This is a genomic window from Halorientalis pallida, assembly GCF_049605515.1.
GTDB lineage: Archaea > Halobacteriota > Halobacteria > Halobacteriales > Haloarculaceae > Halorientalis > Halorientalis pallida_A.
Genome location: NZ_CP187158.1, coordinates 2,771,530 through 2,792,193, shown reverse-complemented (window position 1 = coordinate 2,792,193; position 20,664 = coordinate 2,771,530). Strand labels below are relative to the sequence as shown.

The window sequence follows — 20,664 nt, the reverse complement described above, 5'->3', positions numbered from 1 at the left end:
TCCCTTTTGCCCCCACCCGGCCAAGCCGGTGGCATGTCCTCGAACCGGAAAGGCGACAGACGGGAGCGTGAACTCGTCAACGCCCTCGACGAGTCCGGGTTCGCGGTGATGCGCGCGCCCGCCAGCGGGAGCGCCACCGAGCGGGAACTCCCGGACGTCCTCGCCGGCGACGGCGAGGCCTTCTACGCCATCGAGGCCAAGTCCTCCAGCGGCGACCCCATCTATCTCGACGGCGAGGAGATCGAGGCCCTGCTGTACTTCGCCCAGAACTTCGGCGCGAAACCGCGCGTCGGCGTCCGCTTCGACCGCGAGGACTGGTACTTCTTCCACCCCGGCGACCTCTACACGACCGACGGCGGCAACTACCGCGTCAAAAAGGAGACCGCGCTCGCCGACGGCACCGACTTCGCGGAGTTCGTCGGCGACACACAGAAGGTCACGCTCGCGGAGGCGGCCGAAGCCGCCGAGGACGAGACGGACGAAGACGACGAGGCCGTCCGCGATGTCCTGGCGGCGCTGGACCGGGGCGACATCTCGGTCGAGGACGCCGTGGAGATGCTATAGAAGTTCTGCGTCCTCGACCTGCCGGAGTCGCGAGTAGGGGAACGCGTACACGCGGGGGTCGTCGTTGCGTAACTGATCGCCGAGGTAGACGGCTTCGACCACCAGGTCGTCGGCCGGGTAGTCCTCGTTCGTCTCGTGGTCGGCCACGGACCTGCCGGTGGCCTCGATCACGTGTTCGTCGGCGCGGTCCGGCAGGACCCGCCGGACGACGAGGGTGTCGGCCGTCTCGCGGTCGACGGCCACGTCGCCGTCGTCGAGCCGACAGTCCGCACACAGCGGGACCGCGGCGGTCTCGGAGACGAACGACTCGTGGCCACAGCGGGCGCAGTCGGCGCGGCGCTGGCCCGGGGCGGGGATGCGCTCCTGCGTGATCTCGATGGCGACCCGGCGGCGGTGCTTGCAGTGTGCGTGTCGGAAGTGGTAATCCGGACAGGTACAGCGGTGGCCGGGCACGTCGACGGTGTAGGTGTCGTCGTCGGTGTCGACCCGGTAACAGCCGCCGCCAAGCGGCGTGACGGCCATCGGCTCGGTCCATGCGCGAACGGTGCGCTCGTCACAGTCCCGGAGGTCGGGCGCGAGCGCGGTCTTTGTAGCTCGTGACATCGGCGATCAGGACGCTGCTAGTTTCCGGCGCGTCCGTCCGGTCGTAGGTGCCCGAGCCACCTAAGTGATACGCCCGATCCGGCCAGAATCCACGAGGGAGACGGGCTGTGGCGGCAGTTCCCGCCGTTCTCCAGCGGGGCGAAATCGCCGGCGTCCGGCGGCATCGAAGCCCTTTTGCACGGGCCGGTGAAAGCCGCGCACATGGATATCGAGCGGGAGACGGTCGTCGAAGCGGGCGTCTCGTTCGCGGCAGTACTCGTCTTCATCGCGGCCGTCATGGGCGTCGGCACGACGTTCGGCACCAACGGCAACCTCTCCGGAACCGGCGGCCTCGCCGTCCTCGGTGCGGTCGCACTGTTCATCGTCGTCATGACCCTCGTCGGCTACTGGCTCTCCTTCCGGGAGTGAGCGGCCCGAGCCGGTGACACGGGGCCGTCAGGCCGCGTCGCCGTCCTCGTCTTCGTCGCCTTCTCTCCAGTCCACCAGTTCCTCCTCGTCGGCGTCTTCCAGCCGGTGTTCGTAGTAGTTCAGCGGGTGTGACTCGTTGATCACGTCCTCGCAGATGTCGTCTTTGTTCACGCAGTCGCCGTAGGACTGCATCGTCGCACACGCCGGCGCGGAGTACTCGGTGGGGCTGGTCTCTCCCCGGATGTGATCGACCTGGTAGCGGGTGGCCTCCTCGCCGAACCCGGGGTTGACCTGGAACAGCTCGACGATCTCGTCGGTGGTCATCCCGATACTCGTCAGGAAGGCGGCGATGGCGAACCGGGAGTGGTGTTCGAGGTGCTCGCCCTTCTGGACCTTGTCCAGCAGGTGGCGCATACACGGCGGGAACAGGTCCGGAACGACCGTGTCGATGTCACGGGTCAGGTCCAGATCCGCGAGCACGTCGCGGACGTGCTCGGCCTCCTCGTCCAGTTCCGTGGCGATGGCGTCCGGCACGGAGAGCGGGAGGCCGTCCTCGACGCGGCGACGGACGGCCTGGCGGACGAGCAAGAGCAGTTCGTCCTCGTCGATGGGGACCTGGCCGTCGGCGAGCGGGCGGTTGACCAGCCGCCACTCGTCACCCCACTGGCCGGCCGTGTGTTCGAGGTAGGTGCCCACGTCCACCCGATACGCCTCGTCCTCGCCCGCGACCGCGTGGACGTGGCCGGCGAGATCGAATTCAGCGAGGAGGTCCCCCAGGTCCAGTCGTTCGGTGCGGGTACTCTGGAACTCCGCCGTCGCGGTCAACTCCTCGGAGAAGCGGTCGTAGGCCGTCGCCGCCTCCGCGCGGGCGTAGCGGCGCAACAGGATGTGTTCGTCGACCAGCGACACGAGGACTCTGGCGACCGGGTAGGAGAGCAACTCGACGCGGGTGCGGCGGTGTGGCTCGCCGACGGTGCCCTCGGTGACGGCCCACTCGACGCGCTCCAGACCGCGTTCGACCGCCGCCGAGTCGCTGGCGACCAGTTCGGCCAGGTCGACGCCGGCGGTCTCGACCGCCTCCCGGGCGGCCGACAGAAACGGGTAGCGGGCGTGGAGCGCCTTCATCGACGCCTTGGTTGCCGCCGGGTCCGAATAAACCCGACGGTCCGGGGAGTGAGTCGCCGCCGCTCACCGCTCGTGGCGGTGTTCGATCTCGGTCACCACGTCCTCGTTCTCGGGACCCCCATCCGCCAGCTTCGACCGGTACTCCTGCAGTTCGGCGGGCGTGACCTCCATGCGGCGGGTCTCGCCGCCCTTCTCGATCTCGAGCGTGACGGTGCCGTGAGGGTCGTTGCGCCGCCGGAAGTTCGCGACGGCGACGAAGACGTACCAGAGCGCGACGAACGCGCCGACGAAGTAGACGACGGCCGTCTCGAACACCAGCGGGTCGGCGGCGTAGAACCAGCGGTCGGGGTAGGCGACCGAGAACAGGTAGACGCCGGCGACCGAGACGAGCGATCCGGCGACGACCCCGAGTTGCTGGCGGCGCTTCGAGGGCAGGACGGCGACGACCCCGAGCAGGACGGCCGGGCCGCCCAGCCCCGCGAGAACACCACCCAGGTGTTTGGCGGCGATGGCGTCGGTGGCCCCGAGGAGGTCCCCGAGCGGCGTCGTCACCACGAGCAGGGCGGCGACGAGCGCGACCGCGCCCGACAGCGACACGGCCGCACCCAGCGCGATCCGGCGTGGATCACGCTTCCCGCGGTCCCGTCGGTCGGTGTAGGCCTCCGAGAGGCTCGGCATGGTTCCGTATGGTCGCTCCACCTACAAAACGATGCGTCAGACACGCGTGTGACGGGGCGAGAGAGCAGAGAGATCGACGCGATTCCCGGCCGGCTCAGTCGCTCTGGATACGGGGTGCGAGCATGTAGGTGACCGTCCCGTCGCCCTCCGCGATGTCGAAGTGCATCTTGACGGGGAACTCCTCGCCGAGTTCCATCTCGATCTCGGCGTCTTTCGGGATGGCCTTGTTCATGTCCTTCAGATAGTCGAGCGAGAACAGCGAGTGGGCGTCGCCCGCCACGAGGTCGATGAGGTCGTCCCGGCCGAGTTCGAAGTGAACGTCGTCGGTGTCGCCCTCGGCGTCGACGTAGAACACTTCCTCGTCGGCGTCGACACCGAGCGCGATGTGATCCGAGACCATGTCGGCGGCGGTGACCGCGCGATTGATGTCTTTCCCTTCGAGGACGACCGTCGCGGGCAGGTCCAGATCGGGCAGGTCGGGTTCCTGCCGGATCGAATCCGGATCGATCAGCGCCAGCGTCCCCTCCAGCCCGTCGATCTGGACGTGGAGCTTCCGGGTCTCCTCGTCGAGTTCCAGCTGGATCAGCTGGCCCGCGTCGGCCATGCCGGCGAACTCCTCCAGCCGCGAGAGATTGACACCGATGATCCCCCCGTCGGTCTCGTAGGACTCGAAGGCCGAGGCGTCGAGCCGCAGGTCGACCATCCCGACGTTTGCCGGGTCGACCGCCCGGATCTCGATGCCCTCGTCCGTGAGGTGGATCTTGCACTCGTCCACCAGGACGCTCACGGAGTCGAGCGTCGCCCGGAGCGTGTCTGCACTCACGATGGCGTTGAACATCTTGACCCGGGCTACGCCCCCATCTCTTAAAAAGTCCCGTCTTTCCGTTCCCGGTCGGCGGCGACCGGACGAACTGGACCGACGGGCCGACAGTCCGACCCCGGAGTCCACCGGTGCTTGCACGAGCAAGGCCAAGACTCAGGACCGCCGCCGGCCGAGCCACGACGATGGCACCGCACACGGGAGTCTCACGGCGGACGGTCCTCGCTGGGCTGGGGTCGGCTGGCCTGCTGGCGGCGACCGGAACGGCGGTCGGCCAGGCACAGTCGGAGGGGATCACGACCCGCGCGGCAGTACCCGAGGCCGAGGAGTACGACACCGCGTCCCTCGCGGGCTTTTTCGTCCACGTCGACACCGACCCGGACCCGATCCAGGCACCGCTCGCCGAGGAGTGTGGGTACGCGGACTGGCCGCGCGACGAGACGATGGCCTACGAGGTGCTGTTGATCGACCGCAAGGACACCGATCACTTCGCGACGGAGACGCGGGTGTACGTCCCGGACGACCGCTCGATCCCCAGCGGCGGGCTGTTCGTGATCAACGAGGTCGAACAGTGCCCCGGGAGTTACGTGGGCGTCGAACTCGAACAGATCGCGGCCGACGCGTCGGTCCTGGACGACGTGACCCCGGGCGGCGACGCGGCCGCGGACCCAGGTGCCACCGGGACCACGGCGGCCGACGGGCCAGGGCTGGGCGTTCTAACCGCTCTGAGCGGCTTGGCCGGGGCCGGCGCGCTCGCCCGGTGGGTGGACGGCGACGAGTGAGACCGCGCGTTTCTGATCACGAGCCCACCCCGGAAGTTTCGTGTCCAGCCACCGAATCGAGTGGCATGAGTGAACAGACACCACACGAGTTGATGGAGTCGTACGCGGAGCTGGCGGCCGAGGAGGCGAAATTCCGTCGGGAGAAAGGCGACGTGCTCGACACGGTGAGCGAGCGGCTGGCGGCAGGTGTGGCCGACGCGGTCGACGAGGCCGGGGTCAACGTCGAAGTGGCCCACACGTCTGCGGACGGGACTCACCATACCCTCCGGCCGCGGTTCGACCGCGCCGCGCTGGTCGCCGCCCTCAACGATCACCTCCCCGCCGGGTTCGTCGTCGAGCACGTCAACGAGGACGGGACACTGACGGTCCAGTGGGACGAACGCGAGACCGTCCGGGAGCGCCGCCATCACGGCGCGATCCTCAAAGCCATCGTCGCCGAGGAGACCGAGATCGACGGCGACGGCCTCATCGAGTCGGTGCCGAGTCGCGAGCGCGTGCTGGCGCGGGCGGTGGACCTCGGCGTGGCCGAAGACGCGGCCGCGGACCGGCTGGCGAGACTCGCCGATCTGGACGTGGTGGACCTCGCCGACGGCAAGGTCTACCCCGACACCAACTTCTCGAAGTTCTGAGCGAGCGCGAACGACACGGGTAAACGGCTCGGCGGGCTACGCCGAACAATCAGATGACACGCAAAGACGAGTACTACAACAATACTTGCCGAATTGTTATGAGTACTAATTCTCTCACAGCCCCGGTATTGCTCAAACGAAAAGATAGCTTTTAAATACAATCAGAAATCACAGTATCGTACGATTTTGGCACTCTGAAGCCTTCTAAGAAGCAAACGAGATGACGGGATTTATATACTCTTCAGGGCACAGTCCAATATGCAATGGCGATGTCAGAAACGGCGCATGGAACGGTGAATAGCGCGAAAGGATACCTGTACCGCGATAGGGAGTTGACGCGGCGCGTCCGCGACTACGCGAATAGTGTCGTGTACGGATTCGAGTGGCCAATCGACCGTACAGATGTTGACCTATCGAAAGTCGTGTTTGCTGTCAACGGTCACGCGACGTGGCGTCACGGTCAGGCAGGTGGCATCCCGAAGTATCGTGACCACAAGTACGACGACGCTCCGCGAGCGGCGAAGCAGTATCTTGAAATTTCGAAGAATACGATGCAGTACGACATTCGATGGCGGCAAACAGTCCGACATGAGCTGGTACATATTTATCAGCGTCAGACAGACGATGTCGAGACTGGTCACAGAGAGTCGTTCCGTGAGTGGGTTGAGCCCCTGAATTTGGACGGTCGCACTTCCGCCGCGCGTTACTATCTTACGCTTGAGCAGGCGGCGGAGTACTGGCAGTATCCGATGTACTGCATCACCTGTGACGAGTTACGACTTGGGAAGCATCGGTCTTGTCGGGCAGTGAGGTCGGCTGCGAAGGGATATCGCTCCTGTGGTGATTGTAGTTCGCCACTACACATTATGCGTGAGGATAGGGCGCTGCTGAGTCACGACCATGCGTCTTCGGTTAGCGATGTGGATAGCTGGATGGAGAGTCGTGACAAGACAGGTGTGTTTGACTACGCTCAGAAAAACCAAGCTCTGCAGTATTAACAAGGTGACAAAACATGACTGAACTAACAAACTGGACGCATATGAGCGAGAGGAGTCCTGAAGGTGTTATAAAATCGATGTGGGGTCTGAGTACATGGCGTCACAATGAAGCGCCTGTGCTACAGGCGATGTACACCCCAGAGGACCTACTGTTCCTAACCGTTGAACCAAAGGTACATCCCGAAGAAGGAGATGACGAGGGCTTCCCAGTCGAAGTCTTTCGGGATATCTCAGACGAAGACGAAGCAGAAGAGAAGCTGGCGGAAATCAACGCTGTCGAGGTGTTGGCAGACAGCTACGTCAGGGTAGTTCAGAAGGCGGCGGAGGGCGATTTTGACTGACGAATCGCAATCCAACTACCCAGCACCGTCTCGGTTCGAACACTCTGTTCTCTCGTGCTTCGTAACTTGTGAAAGGGTAGCAGGAACTGGTATCTGTTCTTGCTCGCCCTCGAAATCGACATAGACCTTGTGGCCGCAGCGGATGCAGCGATACCAGTTAGGGTCGTCTGGGTCTTGCTCGTAATGGTCGTTGATAGCGTCTATAACGTCGCTAGCGCTCCAGTTAGATTCAGATATATCAGACACATTATATATTATATTAATTTCTTGCTAAAGGTGTATGGAAGATTTTCTGACGCAGTTAAGTAGCAAAACCGTAGCGCGGGCGTATGGGTTCTGAGAACGACGATAACAGCGATAATGGTAGTTCTTCAGCGAACCGAAGCAGACCGAACGAGGTACGGCTACAGGCTGGTCGAATCGAAGTTGAGGTTCAGGGTTTCGCTTCGGAAGAGGAGTTGGTGGAACTGGCATCGGAGCAGATGCAAGACCAGATGCGGCAGTGGGTTGAGGTCGACCGTCAGGTGGTTAGCACCGAGCCAGAGACAGTGCTGTTTGGGGGTGAGCGATGAGTCTGTTCGACGACGATGAGCAACAGAACTGGTACTACGAAGCGGAGACGGAGTTCGATGAGAACGTCCTGAAACACGCGTCGCAGAAGGATATGCATGCGATGGTGTATCTACTTCGGACGATGGATGAAGCGCTGGAGACTCTGCAGCGGTTTTCTGAGCAAGACCCCCAGCTGAGTAAAGCCGATAGAATCGCAATCGAATCAGATGCCGAGGAAGCGTCTCAGGCGCTGTCTCGGGCGTGTAACATCATCCCAGAAAAGAATGACATCGACAACTAGCGTCAACTTCGGCTGTCCAGCCAGTGGCTGCGGTCGTACTCACACGGCTATCGTCAAGAGCAGTGGGCACGACCGAGCAGAGACAGCGTGCGCAAGCTGTAGGAATAATGTCATCGTGAAGCTCCACGATGGGGACCTCGTTTCGACGGAGGTATTGTGATGTTCGGAACCGACGACCCTACTCAGGTCGGGTATTTCAGTGCGGACTCGGAGTACGGTAAAGCTGTTCTGCGGCAAGCGCAACGCACTGACACGCACGTCTACCGTATACTCTCTGGTCGCATTGTGCTGGATGCCAGCCAGCTCAAAGAGTTCGTCTCACAGGATGATAGGTTAACTGGACAGACGCAGCAGCGCGTCGACCAGCGCTGGCGACTCGGGTCTAACGAAATGATGAACGTGTTTCAGCTGCTCCCTGACGCGGCTGACGAGTCCGATACGGTCGACAAAGTAGCCGAGGAACTGGTTCGAATGGATAAGCAATGAATCGACGCGACTACATCAAAACTGTCGCTGTCGGCGTAGCGACACCGTACAGTGTTATATCTCAGTCGCAGAGAGATAGTGACCTCACTGAAGAACGATATCTGACTGCTGTACTCGATAGTTACGCCAACGAGACGGGTCGTCTGCTGAAGTCGTACGAAGTCCATCACCAAGGTCAGACGCGCATTCAGTGGGCGCTGGAAACAGTCGACGGCGACACGCTGTTCGAGACTGAGTATCCACTGTCGCAAATAGCAGAGGAATACCACGATGACGCTGTCGTTCTGACCTACTACTCTGAGCCACCTGACCGCAGGACGCGAGGTCGTACGTATATCGACGTCTGGTCAGACCACGTCTATCATAAGCACATCCGCGGTCGGCAAGAAGTCGTCACGTATCGAGAGAATATCCATACAAATCAATACGAGAGGGTAGAATGAAACGACGCGACTACCTCCGAGCCGTCAGCAGCACCGCACTCCTACCAGTCGTCGCTACTGAGACATCCGAAGCAGCGGAGAAGCCACAAATCGATGAAACGTGGTGGAAAACATCGCTAGATGACACCAACCAAATTCTCACAATCACTACGACAGAACCAGTTGACAACGTAGAGCTGCGACGGTATACACTAAACGACCTACCAGCAGAACCGCGATACAAGCGCATCACCGACACGAAGCACGAGGTCATCTTCGAGAGCCCGACAACTCTCATCGGGATGCATGGGATAGCCAAGTACCGAGACGACAAGGTGGTCGCCGAAACCCTGCTCGACCTCACTCCTGACCTCATCACCCGCCACGTAGAAGTTGGGTCACCAAACACAGCTAGAGTTGCAGTTCGAAACAAGGGGACGGCCCCAGTCGCGGCTCAGAACCGAGCTGTCGTCACCGCCAAGAAGCAACAACCTGACTGGGGTAGCGTCGAGTGGTGGAACAACAAGCGCCACATCCCCATGTTAGCCGAGACGACCAGCTACGTACAGGCACACGTCACCGACGATGCAGAGGACGCGATGCGCAGGCATCAAACCGTGTGGGTGTGGGCGAAGACCGAGACTGGGGCTCTGCTCCCTGCAACTGTAGATTTCCGCAAGTACGACCCAGTCGAAGTCTACGACATCCACGGAATCAGAAGGTACTGATGTGTAGTGTTCTCGTTTATGTCGGCGCAATCGCAGGGCTGATATCGCTTATTGTCACTGTTAAGCGACTCTGAAGTGTTCGTAGATGCGCTCCGTGGTGGTGATTGAGGTATGTCGAAGTCGGTTTCTGACGTCGACCAACCGAGCGTTCTCTTCGGCTAACATTCTGTAAGCGACGCTGTGGCGGAGGTGGTGGGGTGTCAGGTCGGATGGGTCAGCTCGGCCTCCGTCCACTGTGTATGGCTGTATCCCTGCTCTCTCGGCCAGTTTTGAGACGACATTACGAGCTGCTTGGTTAGTTATTCGCGTTCCTTTCTGTGTGATGAAGAGTGCATCGTGCTCGTCGTCTCGTCGGTTCAAGTATCGACGGAGGGATGCAACTGCGCCTGTCGTCGACTCTGGGTCGATACTGATACGAGCGGGAGATGGGGAGCCACCTGTTGGATACTGTTTCTGAACGTGGGTTGGAAAGTAGTATTCGGCGTCGTCGAGTCTAACCATGCTATGGTTGAAGGATGTGGCTTCGTTGATACGTGCTCCTGAGTCGTACAGGAAGGTGACGAGGGCGTGGTCTCTATCCTGAAGATGGACGTGTGTACCAGATTCATATGCTGCGCCCTGAAGCTGCGAGAACTGGTTTGGTTTAATCCAGAGCTGTGCTAAATCGCTGTTAGAAACTTGGGAGTTTGTATCAGAGCTCATAGTGTGTTGGTGTAGATGCTGAGAAGCCCGAAAATAGGCTTCTGAGAGAATATAGGTAAGACAAGAACAAAGAAACTTTGGAGTCTGTGAGAAGAATCCAAAGTTATTCTGAACTACTAACACACTAGCTGTTCAGAGTCAGTCTGGCCGAAACCCTCTGAGGAGTACACGCGCGACATGCTTTTGATATTGAATCAACAAGCAAAACAAAATGCAAGGATTCCCGATATCCCCTGATGGCCTCGTCAACGCTGGCCAGTCCTTACTCGAAAATATCTGGAACACCGTACTCGATACTATCTGGAGTGTTGTCTCGCCAGCGCTCTCCCCACTATCTCAACTTGGCAAAATCGGGCTGCTGCTCGGTATCGGTGCTCTTGCCCTCATTGGCTTCCAGAGCTATCGACAGGGCTACGAGGGGCGAGTTACCCAAGCGACCGCGGTGATGGGCTTCGCCTCGACCTTCCTCGTGATTGCTGATTTCATCCCCCCACGAGTTCTCAAAGGCACTGTTGCGTTCATCGCGGTCGCTGGAGTCGTCGGTGTGTACAATATGAAAAGCTACGTCGCTGGCGACACCGAATCAACCGACTGGTACGACACGTATCAGCGACTCTTTGGCTCCCTCACCCTTGCTGCTATCCTGCTTGTCCTCACACTGGAGTATGTTGTTGGAGTAGACCTTCCTATACTGCCATAGTCTATCCAGAGAGGGTCGCAGGTGTTTGAGGCGTGGTTCTCGGGGTCTTGCAGAGGAGCTATTCGGCTTCTTCTAAAACGGGGCGAACACAACTGTTAATCCACTGAATAGCGAGGTCTCCATCCAATCGAGTATACCTGTCCACCTCACCCTCTTCCTCGTACTCTCGGCGGTATGCTTCGAGATTCTTTAGATGATGTTCAACATCGTCTTCTTCTGGGAAGATGTCATCGAAGTTTGCCCAGTGTGTTGTGATGATTGTTGAAGCTTCTTCTGCGGAGATATACTCTAATTGTTTTCTGTTTCCGATATCAGAGCCGTCCCCATTTATACGCTGGTTCACACTCTGGACGACGCCCGACGGGAGTACATCCCAGTATGAGTCTCCGTGTTCCTCCTGTAGGCGGTTATGTGCGACTTCCCTGACCATCTCTTCAGCTTCCTTCATTCGCTGCTCAGGCGTCTGGTCTTGGAAGTTGAGGTCTGCGGATTCGCCGACAAGTTCCTGTATTTCTTCCATAATGAGCGTCGCTCGCTGTTCGAGGAACTTGTCGTAATCGTTAGTCCAGATAGCGGATTCGTCTCCGTACGGGATAATGTGCGAGAACATAACGTCCTCAAAATCATCGCGTTCACGGAACTTCTCGAAGTATTCCGATGGGGCCGTACTTCCGATTTCGTTGTTGACCTTCTTTGGGAGGAAGGTAATATCAACCAGACTCTTTCGTTTGTCTTTGTCGACGTTGCGGTCGAGTAAGAAGCTGTTCGGGAAGATATGGTGTTTTTCGAGTTTGAAATCGACGAAGTGGTCGTTTTTTAGGTCGATGTCGGTTCCGTCTTCTGGGTTGAGTGGTCGCTTGTTTGCGAGAACGCAGAGGAAAGCATTCCTGACACTCGATTTTGAGCGTTTGATGTTCCCATTAATGAGTCGGTCTGGTGTGATTGCGAGCGGGAAATTCACATCCGCGTCATATCCAGCGATTATCTCGTCGATGATGTCTGTGTCCTGTCCTATCGTCGTTTGACGCATAGACTCCCAGTGGTCCGAGACAACAACTCGCCAGAAGTACTGGTCTACTTTCTCCTGATGTTCAGAGATGACTGTCTTAGTCTCAGCTTTGTACATATAGTACGTTAGAATAGCGATTAGACTCTCATACGGTAGAAATTCGACGCGCTGGATGTTGTAACGACCTCGGATATAGCGGACGGCATTGAGAAAGGCGTCTCGAAGGTCATCCCAATTCTGGCTGACTTCGTGTGCGTCGAGATTCTTCTGAACGTTCGTCGTACACTGACCTTCGAGACAGAGTGAAATGGCTTGAGCGACTGTATCTCGCTCTATCGTTCCGAAATCATTCTCTTCCAGTCGTTCGACAATGTCCTTATCAATCCGCTGACGGAGGTTGAAATCTCCCGTCCAGACGTTTGCGTTGACAATATCGAAGCGGTCGAGGTCGCGGCCTTTCTGGTTGATACGCTCGAAGATGTCGATGACGCTGTCGACCTCCTCGGACTCGACCTCGATGAGTGGTAGCTTGTAGTTCCGTAGTCGCGTCGAACACTGTTCGATACGTTGCTGTCTTTCCTGTGACATCCCTTCTGCGATATCGAAGAGGCTCTTGCTTTCGTCCCAGATATCTGCAACACTGATTAGATGGTCAGCACTGGCTTTCCCTAACGTGAACTCCTCAGCGTCGATATCAAAGAGGATTCGGGAGTAATCATAGTCCTTGAACTCCAATCCTTTCAGAGCGACATAAAGAGATGTGAGACGTTGTTGGCCGTCGAGAACGAAGCTGATTTGGTACGAAGTGTCTTGGATACTTGGCTGTCCCAAGTCCCGCATATCACGGAAGTAGTTGTTCATCTCTTCAGGAACTTCCCAGAGAAACAGGCTCCCGACTGGATAGCTATTATATATGCTGTCGAAGAGTTCGGTGACTTCGCTTGTTTCCCAGACATACTCGCGTTGGAACTCTGGGATTCGATATCTTCCTTCCTCCATACGACTGATTATCAGCGCGAGGTCGGCGTCGTCAACATTGAGATTGACCTTCTCAGACATAGTCACGTATGAGGGTGGAGGCGCTTTAAAAACAGGGGTGAGAAATGACAAGACGGTAGTCCCTGATTAATTCGAATCCATAGAACAGTCCATCACAGCATCAATCCGAACACTCACAAAACAGAAACCTACTATACCCATCCAAATGGTTGAGTTCTCGAAGGAGGACCTCATATTCCTTGCTGCAGCAGTTCTCGCTCAGGGATACATCACCCCTCGACTCCCAGACTTACCTGAAGGAGGCCTTCTTTCAATTCTGAACGACCCAACGACGCGGTCTCTCCTTATTATCGGAGTAGTCTTTCTCGTCCTACACAGTGCTTGGGAGTACGGTAAAGAACTTCTCTCGAAAGACGAGGAAGGAGGAGGTGTCGGTTTCGAAGTGTTTTCAGGTCCGCCATCAAAGACGCTCTACGCAGCCGCGATTAGATATCAAGATATCGATTGGGAGGGTCAATTTGGTACAAGCAGAGGGGATGAAGTGACCTATGTCGAAGGGCCGTACTGCCCGCGTTGCGAGACTGAGTTGAGTATTCAGAACAAAAGTCGAAGAATCAGGTCGAAACAGAAGTTGTGGCGGTGCCCATCCTGTGATTTCAGTACATCAAGGAAGACCGACACCCGAGACACTCAGCGGGATATGGTCGGGAAAATCATCGAGAACGAGGCTGATGATGCGATAACTAATCTACTCGCACAAGACGAACCCGAGATACAGGACACAATTGAGGAAATCGCTGAGGCCGCGGCTGAGAAAGAATCGGACGTTGAGAACTTTATAAACGACCCAAGCCCAGAGACCCACAGTGAGGAGGTTCAGGACGCGATTGAGAAGGCTGTCGAGGAGGTGGTTGGTGAGGAGAAAATCAGGCAGGACCCGACGTTGCGTGTTGTGCTTCGAAAGGGGCTCGGCTATTCTGTATCTGGCGACGACCGTAATTATGAGATTATGGACGAACAGGTGTTTGAAGATAAAGTGCGTCGACGTAGACGCTGGTAGGTGATATCCTCGCCCATTCAACCACGGCAAGTGTGCGCATAGGCTCGTATGACCGAAGTTTGTGTGGAGTGACTGCGTTGCCATCCTCTATTTCGATAGAGCAAAATTGGCTTTTTATACTGTATTGGCCTACCCGAGGGGTGTCGTAGGTGTGAAGAACAACAGATACACTACGGTAGTATAGACGGCCAATAGACCGATTGAGCGCTTGTTCGTCGTAATAAACTGGTCGAACCGCAGGGTTCCGAACGCGATATAACTGAACCCGACGATATGCTTAGTCACACGCATCGTCACGAGTGCCAATGCTAGCGACCCGAACGTTCCCAGTATCAGTGACAGACCCCACACAACCCCGCCGAAAACGGGTAACACGACAACCGCCGAGATAGCAAACGTCCCGACGATACCCAAGTTTCGGCCACCACTCTTCAGTTTCTCTACCTCCTGTACGAACTCGTGTAGCTCGTCAATGTACTTGTCTCGTCGGTCTGGAATCGCATTACGGAGTACGTAGTAACCAATCTCCAAATACATCCGCCCCAACACGGTAATGATGAGTAATCCGAACAGCGCACCGACGGACTCAATTCGTTCAATAACTTCTTCAGCTGAGTTTAAGTCGCCCATCTTTTCTGCTGCATTCCGATATCGGAGATAGAACAGCGAACCCCAGCCAAGCTGGTAGGTGTGAAATACCAATTCTACGAACACTATGAACACGACGGTACCGAGAACTGAAACTAGCGTCGTCGCCTCTGGTACTGATAGCGACGCTAACTGACTGATATTTTTTGCGCCGTAATGGAACAGCTGTACTACGCCGATAATCCCGCAGAGTTCGACGGGTCGAACTGTTTGTTCAATGAATAGCTCCTCGTTTGCAAAGCGACCAGTGAACGTGAGCCATCGGAGGAACGCCATTACAACCAACCCGACTACCGCCGCGATGATGATTGCACCCTGAATCCCATCTGGCGTCATTAACCCGACCACAGTAGCAAGCAGGGGTGCGAACCCAAGCTCAAACTGGAGCTGTTGCTTTCGGGAACGCTGGAAGATTATTTCCGTCAGGTATTTAGAATCATCATCTGGCATTCCTACACTAATATTATAATTTATCTCGAAGGTTTTCCAATCGGATTAGAAGCTCTCGGAGGTCTGCTGTCGACTCTGCGTCTTCATATAGTGTGGTTAGCTCCTCGTCCCAGATTCCGCGTTCGGCGAACCCATCTCGAACTTCAGCGAAGGAAGGCATCATAGATTTACCCTCAGCGTCTTCATATACCTTTTCGATGGTTTCGAGGTCGTGCTCTCGCTGTTCCAGAGCGGATTCAAGTGGATTCTCGGGGTCAATTACGGGGCGGTAGCTGGCCTCGTCACGGTTGTGAAGTCGACGTGCGAGAGTGGTGCAGAACTGCTCGGTGATATAGTCAAGCTCTTCATCGGAGATAGAGGTTTCAGATACAACAAGCTGTGAGGCGGTGATTTTGGAAGTGAGTTTGGTAGCAGCTTGGTCACCCAAACTGGTGACAACGCCTCGCAGAAACCAAATGACGCCGACAGTAAGAGCCCCAGCAACTGCGAATCCAAGGTTGCTGAGGGATACCATCACGAAAAGCTAATCCCGCGAGTCTTAAATATCCGAACGAAATTGTAGCAGCCACTGGACTATGGGTATATTTACCAGCAATAGCAGGAGTTATTCTCCGTCGCGGAGCTCGTGCATCAGTCGGTCGCGCTCGTTTTGATTGAGTATGAGTGCGATGACGCCGACTGCGAGGGACATGACGACGTACGCGCCGAGCAGTATGATGTCAGAGACCAGTTTGTCGGTATTATATTCGAATATTGATATTACGGGTTATGGTATAATAATAGCTCCCTAAACCATACCGCCCGTCAGACCAGCAAGAAGAATTGTTGAGCTGCTGTGCTGCTATCGATAGTAATTTCAGTTGACTATATGAATGCGAGAATAACTAACATGGTATCGCACAAGCTCGTCCCATACTGGTTTCGAATGCATGAGGCATACTACGCTGACGAGGACGATTACTGGAATCTTCAAAATCTGACCGACGAGTATGACGAGTTTGACGATGACTCCCTAATTGACATTCTAGACGGATTCTTCGACGAGTACAGCGATATCGACGACGATGACGACCGCAAGAGAACCTTCGAGGTTAACCGTTACGAATCTGATGGTGACGTTATCGAGGGAGAAATCAAGCTCGGAGAATACGGCATCGAGGCAGACGTCTACGATACTGTTGAGGGAGAACGCATTCACAGCCATCGAAAGGAGCATCACTCCGAGGAGACACCGTTCTATTTCCTCTTCTACGTACCGTCGACGGACAAGACCCGCGCAGTAGCTGTGCTGAAGCAGTATCGGGCGAGAGGGGTTATGGGTGAGCTGTTCCGTCGCCTCAAAGAGTATATTTCGCAGTACGATTCCGACGATGAGGATACGAACGACATCGTATGCGAGATGAAGCCCGTCTATACTCAGGATGCGGAGGAGAGAATTACCAGAGCAGACGACTTCAAGCGGCTGAAATTCGAGGGCACACAAGAACTGACGCCAGTTGAAGAGCATGCCGATAATGAGGGAGCAACTGACGTAGACCGTCAGAGAGTCAGCCGAACCTACGAAATCAAGCCGACATCCGAGAGTAGATGGTCGCCAGATTTCGTCCAGTCCTTTATGCCAGATGGGAACTGGAAGTACGGCGAACTGCAGAAGGACGAGTTCGATGACGTCAAGCTGGAGGTTGAGGAGGACGGGTCAACTATTACTTTCTCCCTGTGGAACGCTAACATACGAATGCGCAGGGAGCTCGACCCGAGCAATCTGAATATGAATGGTGGGCATCCAACTGCGGATTCACTTTCCCCCAAGGCCAGAGAGGTCGCTGATATCGTTTTACCGCCTGAATCTGATGGCCCAGACGACGGAACAATCCTTTGAGAACATGGTCAGAAGACCCATAACCAACAAGCTCGAAGTAATACACCCCTGAACCAGCGATGAGCATACTGAGAATCTTCAATCCAGCTCCCGTAATCCGCGACCATTACGGGACGCTGTGGTATGATTCTCAGCACCCGCTTGGATATATGCTCATCCTCATCGGTGTACCGCTACTACTGGCTGTCATCGTCGGACAGTTCCTGACTGTGACTCTCGGTATCGTTGGGTTCCTTACGGCCTTCTTCGGGGCTGTCTTGGCGCTCTCGGCTCGGTCTTGGTTCAACATCCCGAGCATCGGGGACGACGACGGTGAGCGAAAGAGTGCAGCCCTCAATCAGCTGCGACGCAGTGCGATGTACGCCGTTCTGTTAGGACTGGTTTCGTTTGGAGTGTCGGCTCTCATCGCTGCTGGCCACTTCATTACCCGACAGAATCCGTCGCTCATTACGGAGATACAGTCAGCTGTCTCGCAGCAAATTTTGTCTTTGGCTATGACTGCTGCTTCGACAGTCCTCATCTTCCTCTTCCTGCACTACCTGCTTACGCTCGGTGTCGTCCTCCGCTGGCTGTATCTGATGAGTGAAGCAGGTTCACTGTAATTCGTCTCTTTGAACTTCCCAAATCAGCGTATTTCCTGCCTCAGAAGAGGTTATGATGCCATCTTCCTCAAGCTCGGTGAGTCGCTCATGCGCAGTAGTCCGATGACAGTTGAGAGCGTCGGCTACCTCGGACGTCGATAGACGGGTCCCGCGAAGGGTGTCGAGGATATCGTCTCGGCTGTAGACCTCCTCGAAGAGGCCCGTTTCCTTGTCGCGTTTCCGCGGCACTATCGTCCAATTCGAGTCTATTGGTTGATAAACCCCCACAGCTCAAGATAGAAACACTTACAGTCCATCCTACGTAACGTAGGTTGGATACTGTCACCCGATTATCGACCTGTTCTGAACAAACGACACCGAACACTGAACAACTAAGACATGGCACCGATAACATCCGAACCAGAGAAAGATAGACTGATGAATGAGGATTCCGCCGTCACTACGCTAATCGACTCTGAGGCCGCTTATAATAGCGACCTCGGTTCCGCATTTCAGGGGGACAGCCGCGAGCTTCTAGAACAACTACCTGACAATAGTATCGACCTGATAGTCACTTCTCCGCCGTTTGCGCTCCAGCACAAGAAAGAGTATGGTAATGAGAGTCAGGAGGGGTACAACGACTGGTTCATGGAGTTCGTCCCCGAGGTGCGTCGGGTCCTCCAACCGCATGGGTCGTTCGTCGTTGAGATTGGCGGAGCGTTTAAACAGGGATACCCCGAGCGGTCGCCATACCAATTCCAACTGCTGAACCGCCTCGTCGACCCCGACGAGGGTGGGATGCACCTTGCGCAGGACTTCTACTGGTATAATCCCGCCAAGCTTCCGAACCCGATTGAGTGGGTGAACGTCCGCAAGATTCGGGTTACGGACGCTGTGACGCATATCTGGTGGTTGACGCCAGAAATCAACAAGGATTCGGCTGTTGAGGAGGGCGAGCATCCGCATCCAGAGGCGAACAATCAGCGCGTCCTTCAGGAGTACTCGGATTCCCAGAAGCAGTTGATGGAGTCGGGTGAGTTCAACGACGGCAAGCGTAGTTCAGGCTGGAATATCGACTCGGAGGCATTCGCCAACGACAACGACGGCTCTATCCCCGACAATCTGCTTGAAGGTTTCCAGTCAGGGGATATCCTCGACCGACTGGACGAGTTCTCCGCGAAGGAGTTCTTGGAGATGGTGTCCAACGAGGATATCGGCGACCTGTCGGCTGGTGAGATGCTTCGGATGCTCGGGATGGGTGGCAACACCGCTGACAACGTTATCGAAGCAAGCAACACTGCATCGAATACCCATTACCTGAAGATGTGCCGCGAGTTCGATGTAGACTCACATCCCGCCCGATTCCCGCGGCAGATTCCAGAGTTCTTTGTTGACTTCCTAACCCCGAATCCTCCCTATGACGACTGGGAGCAAGGTGCGCTCGACCGACCTGTTGTCCTCGACATCTTCGCTGGGAGCAACATCACTGGCCAAATCGCGGAACAGAAGGGTCGGTACTGGATGGCGTTCGAAAAGGAACAAAAGTATCTCGACGCTAGCCAGTTCCGATTCCTTACCGAAGAAGAAATCCGCAAGCGATACAACAGCGACCAGTCGGACTTCGGTGACTTCGCAACGTTGAGCGAGGATTAGCTAAAATCGCTCAGGTCGCCTTGTGACTCACCGCGAACGTCTTCGATTTCATCAGCGAACTCCTCCAGAGCCTCTTCTTCTCGCTCAATGAGGTCGTATTCCTCATCGCCCTCGACCTCCTGTCGGTCGAGGCGCTTGAGGTTATGAATACGACGAGCTTCTCCCCGCAGGACTGTCAGCAAGTGGTCGGCATCCTCATCTAAGCGTTCCACGTCTTCACCAGTGAGGAACAGGATTGCGATATTCTCGTGTCGCATCACCTGATTCGCGTACTGGCGTGCATCCGAGGAGACTCCGCCCCGAGCAATCATCAATATCGTGTTGGTCTGGAGGATGCGGGCAATCCCGACTTCCCGAGCGACGTACTTCGATTCCAACTGGCTTTGGATGTTCTTACACTGGATTTGCCAACGATTGAACGTGGTATCAATCTCGTCCATCACGACGTCAACCTCTGAGCCACCAGTCTTACGCCCTCGAACCCGCCACCCCACGAAATCCAACCCCAACAAGCGCCCCGTCTTGACAGCGAGCGTTTCCAGAGCGACACCTTTCTCGTGTGTCGAATCAGAATCGAGGTCTTCCAACACTCCCTCGAACGAGAGGCGAAGAACATGGCGAGGAACTCCCGTGCGTTCTGCGAGGTCGTCGAGAATAGCTTTCAGAATATCAGCATCAAATCCGTCGGTCACTCTGATGAGGTTCGGCTTGCCAGAGACGTGCTCCCACTCAATGTATCCTGCCTCCTCTAGAGGGTCGAGGGTTCGTCGGCTGATATTGGACTGGCTGATATCGACTCCATAGGCGTTCTCCGCGATTCGCTTGACTGTACGGCTTTTCACCTCGTCGTTTGGGTCAATGAGGGTGAGGGCACGAAGGAACGCCTGCTGCTGGTCATTGAGCCCGTCCAATTCAACGATATCCTCTGAGTCGACGCCAATCAGTTCCTCAATTCGAGCACGGTCAATATCGTAGTGATGAGTGCCCGTGTTCACGACTCCTGCTTCCGCCATCCACGCCCGCATCTGCGACCAATGATTCGAGGTCTCGTCAATATGGAAGCCGTACTGCTTCTGGAACTCCTCCTTCACGTTATCGTTGACTGGCTTCCTTCCCTCTGCCCGAAGGTCTTCAACGATTTCGATGCCCTTCAAGCCGTGTAGATTACGAAGAATGTGCTTTGCAAAGCGCTCGTAAAGCTCGTCAGGGTCATCACGAAGCTCGTACAGTTCCTCCCCAAGTTCTGTGAACTGAAAGTCCTCATCGGTGATGCCGTATCCATTCGGTTTCAGTCCTAAACGTACGTTCTTAGACCGCGTGGTGTCATCATGGTCAGGAAAGAATATCCGCCGCATCTCTTCATCGAAGGCATCTTGCTCCCCTTCGTACTCTTTCGCCTTCTCCAAAACTACGACCAGTTCTGGCGGTTCATCGTCATCGGTGTGTAGCTGTTTCGGAGAGAAAGCATCACCAAAGGGCAAATCTGTATCGTGACGGGCCATACTACGTATTGAGCTCAGAGCTCTTGCCGCACCAGAAAAAAGCT

23 protein-coding genes are annotated in these 20,664 nt (G+C 56.3%); 13 read left to right on the top strand and 10 right to left on the bottom strand.

Features of this window, described 5'->3' with window-relative positions; genetic code table 11:
• Positions 1-33: 33 nt before the first annotated feature.
• Entirely contained in the window at positions 34-564 is a 531-nt protein-coding gene (gene hjc, locus ACOZ4N_RS16010; RefSeq protein ID WP_424017366.1) for a Holliday junction resolvase Hjc, read from the top strand.
• On the opposite strand, the gene ACOZ4N_RS16005 is transcribed toward hjc, so the two are convergent.
• Positions 559-1,167, bottom strand: coding sequence for an SWIM zinc finger family protein (locus ACOZ4N_RS16005; protein ID WP_424017365.1), 609 nt, complete (start codon positions 1,165-1,167; stop codon positions 559-561). The genes hjc and ACOZ4N_RS16005 overlap by 6 nt on opposite strands.
• 201 nt (positions 1,168-1,368) lie before the next feature.
• Between ACOZ4N_RS16005 and ACOZ4N_RS16000 the strand changes: the two genes are divergently transcribed.
• The gene (locus ACOZ4N_RS16000; RefSeq protein WP_424017364.1) at positions 1,369-1,575 is read left to right on the top strand and encodes a DUF7472 family protein; all 207 of its coding nucleotides are present in this window, start codon (positions 1,369-1,371) and stop codon (positions 1,573-1,575) included.
• A gap of 27 nt (positions 1,576-1,602) precedes the next feature.
• Here the strand turns inward: ACOZ4N_RS16000 and priL are convergent, their stop codons facing one another.
• From priL to ACOZ4N_RS15985, 3 genes are all read right to left on the bottom strand, one after another.
• Positions 1,603-2,700: a DNA primase regulatory subunit PriL gene (gene priL / locus ACOZ4N_RS15995; RefSeq protein ID WP_424017363.1), complete on the bottom strand. Its 1,098-nt coding sequence runs from the start codon at positions 2,698-2,700 to the stop codon at positions 1,603-1,605.
• Positions 2,701-2,763: 63 nt separating this feature from the next.
• Positions 2,764-3,378 (bottom strand): DUF7139 domain-containing protein, encoded by a 615-nt coding sequence (locus ACOZ4N_RS15990; RefSeq protein ID WP_424017362.1) that lies wholly within the window; start codon positions 3,376-3,378, stop codon positions 2,764-2,766.
• A 94-nt stretch (positions 3,379-3,472) separates the two neighbouring features.
• Positions 3,473-4,216, bottom strand: coding sequence for a DNA polymerase sliding clamp (locus ACOZ4N_RS15985; protein ID WP_424017361.1), 744 nt, complete (start codon positions 4,214-4,216; stop codon positions 3,473-3,475).
• Positions 4,217-4,383: 167 nt separating this feature from the next.
• Between ACOZ4N_RS15985 and ACOZ4N_RS15980 the strand changes: the two genes are divergently transcribed.
• The 6 genes from ACOZ4N_RS15980 to ACOZ4N_RS15955 all read left to right on the top strand — a co-directional run bounded on the left by ACOZ4N_RS15980 (position 4,384) and on the right by ACOZ4N_RS15955 (position 9,437).
• Positions 4,384-4,980 carry a hypothetical protein gene (locus ACOZ4N_RS15980; protein ID WP_424017360.1) on the top strand — a complete coding sequence of 199 codons (597 nt, stop codon included), beginning with the start codon at positions 4,384-4,386 and terminating at the stop codon, positions 4,978-4,980.
• A 65-nt stretch (positions 4,981-5,045) separates the two neighbouring features.
• The gene (locus ACOZ4N_RS15975) at positions 5,046-5,609 is read left to right on the top strand and encodes a hypothetical protein (protein WP_424017359.1); all 564 of its coding nucleotides are present in this window, start codon (positions 5,046-5,048) and stop codon (positions 5,607-5,609) included.
• A gap of 1,012 nt (positions 5,610-6,621) precedes the next feature.
• Entirely contained in the window at positions 6,622-6,948 is a 327-nt protein-coding gene (locus ACOZ4N_RS15970; protein ID WP_424017358.1) for a hypothetical protein, read from the top strand.
• A 568-nt stretch (positions 6,949-7,516) separates the two neighbouring features.
• Entirely contained in the window at positions 7,517-7,801 is a 285-nt protein-coding gene (locus ACOZ4N_RS15965; protein WP_424017357.1) for a hypothetical protein, read from the top strand.
• A gap of 159 nt (positions 7,802-7,960) precedes the next feature.
• Positions 7,961-8,287, top strand: coding sequence for a hypothetical protein (locus ACOZ4N_RS15960; RefSeq protein ID WP_424017356.1), 327 nt, complete (start codon positions 7,961-7,963; stop codon positions 8,285-8,287).
• A 439-nt stretch (positions 8,288-8,726) separates the two neighbouring features.
• A complete protein-coding gene (locus ACOZ4N_RS15955; protein WP_424017355.1) occupies positions 8,727-9,437 on the top strand; it encodes a hypothetical protein in 711 nt (236 codons plus the stop codon).
• 60 nt (positions 9,438-9,497) lie between these two features.
• On the opposite strand, the gene ACOZ4N_RS15950 is transcribed toward ACOZ4N_RS15955, so the two are convergent.
• On the bottom strand, positions 9,498-10,139 hold the full coding sequence (locus ACOZ4N_RS15950) for a tyrosine-type recombinase/integrase (RefSeq protein WP_424017354.1): 642 nt from the start codon (positions 10,137-10,139) through the stop codon (positions 9,498-9,500).
• A gap of 211 nt (positions 10,140-10,350) precedes the next feature.
• On the opposite strand from ACOZ4N_RS15950, the gene ACOZ4N_RS15945 reads away from it, so the two are divergent.
• Entirely contained in the window at positions 10,351-10,839 is a 489-nt protein-coding gene (locus ACOZ4N_RS15945; RefSeq protein WP_424017353.1) for a hypothetical protein, read from the top strand.
• A gap of 58 nt (positions 10,840-10,897) precedes the next feature.
• Here the strand turns inward: ACOZ4N_RS15945 and ACOZ4N_RS15940 are convergent, their stop codons facing one another.
• Positions 10,898-12,907 carry a GmrSD restriction endonuclease domain-containing protein gene (locus ACOZ4N_RS15940; RefSeq protein WP_424017352.1) on the bottom strand — a complete coding sequence of 670 codons (2,010 nt, stop codon included), beginning with the start codon at positions 12,905-12,907 and terminating at the stop codon, positions 10,898-10,900.
• 145 nt (positions 12,908-13,052) lie between these two features.
• Between ACOZ4N_RS15940 and ACOZ4N_RS15935 the strand changes: the two genes are divergently transcribed.
• Complete coding sequence (locus ACOZ4N_RS15935; protein WP_424017351.1) at positions 13,053-13,907, top strand: hypothetical protein; 855 nt, start codon at positions 13,053-13,055, stop codon at positions 13,905-13,907.
• 129 nt (positions 13,908-14,036) lie between these two features.
• Here the strand turns inward: ACOZ4N_RS15935 and ACOZ4N_RS15930 are convergent, their stop codons facing one another.
• A complete protein-coding gene (locus tag ACOZ4N_RS15930) occupies positions 14,037-15,005 on the bottom strand; it encodes a hypothetical protein (protein WP_424017350.1) in 969 nt (322 codons plus the stop codon).
• A gap of 13 nt (positions 15,006-15,018) precedes the next feature.
• Positions 15,019-15,519, bottom strand: a complete 501-nt coding sequence (locus ACOZ4N_RS15925) for a hypothetical protein (RefSeq protein WP_424017349.1) — start codon at positions 15,517-15,519, stop codon at positions 15,019-15,021.
• A gap of 375 nt (positions 15,520-15,894) precedes the next feature.
• Between ACOZ4N_RS15925 and ACOZ4N_RS15920 the strand changes: the two genes are divergently transcribed.
• Entirely contained in the window at positions 15,895-16,884 is a 990-nt protein-coding gene (locus ACOZ4N_RS15920) for a hypothetical protein (RefSeq protein WP_424017348.1), read from the top strand.
• Positions 16,885-16,943: 59 nt separating this feature from the next.
• The gene (locus tag ACOZ4N_RS15915) at positions 16,944-17,486 is read left to right on the top strand and encodes a hypothetical protein (RefSeq protein ID WP_424017347.1); all 543 of its coding nucleotides are present in this window, start codon (positions 16,944-16,946) and stop codon (positions 17,484-17,486) included.
• Here the strand turns inward: ACOZ4N_RS15915 and ACOZ4N_RS15910 are convergent.
• Positions 17,478-17,714: a helix-turn-helix domain-containing protein gene (locus ACOZ4N_RS15910; RefSeq protein ID WP_424017346.1), complete on the bottom strand. Its 237-nt coding sequence runs from the start codon at positions 17,712-17,714 to the stop codon at positions 17,478-17,480. The two genes, ACOZ4N_RS15915 and ACOZ4N_RS15910, sit on opposite strands and share 9 nt — an antisense overlap.
• A 189-nt stretch (positions 17,715-17,903) precedes the next feature.
• On the opposite strand from ACOZ4N_RS15910, the gene ACOZ4N_RS15905 reads away from it, so the two are divergent.
• Positions 17,904-19,118, top strand: coding sequence for a DNA-methyltransferase (locus ACOZ4N_RS15905; RefSeq protein WP_424017345.1), 1,215 nt, complete (start codon positions 17,904-17,906; stop codon positions 19,116-19,118).
• On the opposite strand, the gene ACOZ4N_RS15900 is transcribed toward ACOZ4N_RS15905, so the two are convergent.
• On the bottom strand, positions 19,115-20,620 hold the full coding sequence (locus ACOZ4N_RS15900) for a restriction endonuclease (protein WP_424017344.1): 1,506 nt from the start codon (positions 20,618-20,620) through the stop codon (positions 19,115-19,117). The two genes, ACOZ4N_RS15905 and ACOZ4N_RS15900, sit on opposite strands and share 4 nt — an antisense overlap.
• Positions 20,621-20,664: the final 44 nt, after the last annotated feature.

Bases quoted from the DNA above. Each gene is read 5' to 3' on its own strand.
- ACOZ4N_RS15935 (WP_424017351.1), top strand. From the start codon at position 13,053: ATGGTTGAGTTCTCGAAGGAGGACCTCATATTCCTTGCTGCAGCAGTT.
- ACOZ4N_RS15950 (WP_424017354.1), bottom strand. From the start codon at position 10,139: ATGAGCTCTGATACAAACTCCCAAGTTTCTAACAGCGATTTAGCACAG.
- ACOZ4N_RS15965 (WP_424017357.1), top strand. From the start codon at position 7,517: ATGAGTCTGTTCGACGACGATGAGCAACAGAACTGGTACTACGAAGCG.
- ACOZ4N_RS15940 (WP_424017352.1), bottom strand. From the start codon at position 12,907: ATGTCTGAGAAGGTCAATCTCAATGTTGACGACGCCGACCTCGCGCTG.
- ACOZ4N_RS15900 (WP_424017344.1), bottom strand. From the start codon at position 20,620: ATGGCCCGTCACGATACAGATTTGCCCTTTGGTGATGCTTTCTCTCCG.
- ACOZ4N_RS15905 (WP_424017345.1), top strand. From the start codon at position 17,904: ATGAATGAGGATTCCGCCGTCACTACGCTAATCGACTCTGAGGCCGCT.
- ACOZ4N_RS15980 (WP_424017360.1), top strand. From the start codon at position 4,384: ATGGCACCGCACACGGGAGTCTCACGGCGGACGGTCCTCGCTGGGCTG.
- ACOZ4N_RS15930 (WP_424017350.1), bottom strand. From the start codon at position 15,005: ATGCCAGATGATGATTCTAAATACCTGACGGAAATAATCTTCCAGCGT.
- ACOZ4N_RS16000 (WP_424017364.1), top strand. From the start codon at position 1,369: ATGGATATCGAGCGGGAGACGGTCGTCGAAGCGGGCGTCTCGTTCGCG.
- priL (WP_424017363.1), bottom strand. From the start codon at position 2,700: ATGAAGGCGCTCCACGCCCGCTACCCGTTTCTGTCGGCCGCCCGGGAG.
- ACOZ4N_RS15985 (WP_424017361.1), bottom strand. From the start codon at position 4,216: ATGTTCAACGCCATCGTGAGTGCAGACACGCTCCGGGCGACGCTCGAC.
- ACOZ4N_RS15955 (WP_424017355.1), top strand. From the start codon at position 8,727: ATGAAACGACGCGACTACCTCCGAGCCGTCAGCAGCACCGCACTCCTA.
- ACOZ4N_RS15960 (WP_424017356.1), top strand. From the start codon at position 7,961: ATGTTCGGAACCGACGACCCTACTCAGGTCGGGTATTTCAGTGCGGAC.
- ACOZ4N_RS15920 (WP_424017348.1), top strand. From the start codon at position 15,895: ATGGTATCGCACAAGCTCGTCCCATACTGGTTTCGAATGCATGAGGCA.
- hjc (WP_424017366.1), top strand. From the start codon at position 34: ATGTCCTCGAACCGGAAAGGCGACAGACGGGAGCGTGAACTCGTCAAC.
- ACOZ4N_RS15990 (WP_424017362.1), bottom strand. From the start codon at position 3,378: ATGCCGAGCCTCTCGGAGGCCTACACCGACCGACGGGACCGCGGGAAG.
- ACOZ4N_RS15975 (WP_424017359.1), top strand. From the start codon at position 5,046: ATGAGTGAACAGACACCACACGAGTTGATGGAGTCGTACGCGGAGCTG.
- ACOZ4N_RS16005 (WP_424017365.1), bottom strand. From the start codon at position 1,167: ATGTCACGAGCTACAAAGACCGCGCTCGCGCCCGACCTCCGGGACTGT.
- ACOZ4N_RS15945 (WP_424017353.1), top strand. From the start codon at position 10,351: ATGCAAGGATTCCCGATATCCCCTGATGGCCTCGTCAACGCTGGCCAG.
- ACOZ4N_RS15915 (WP_424017347.1), top strand. From the start codon at position 16,944: ATGAGCATACTGAGAATCTTCAATCCAGCTCCCGTAATCCGCGACCAT.
- ACOZ4N_RS15970 (WP_424017358.1), top strand. From the start codon at position 6,622: ATGACTGAACTAACAAACTGGACGCATATGAGCGAGAGGAGTCCTGAA.
- ACOZ4N_RS15925 (WP_424017349.1), bottom strand. From the start codon at position 15,519: ATGGTATCCCTCAGCAACCTTGGATTCGCAGTTGCTGGGGCTCTTACT.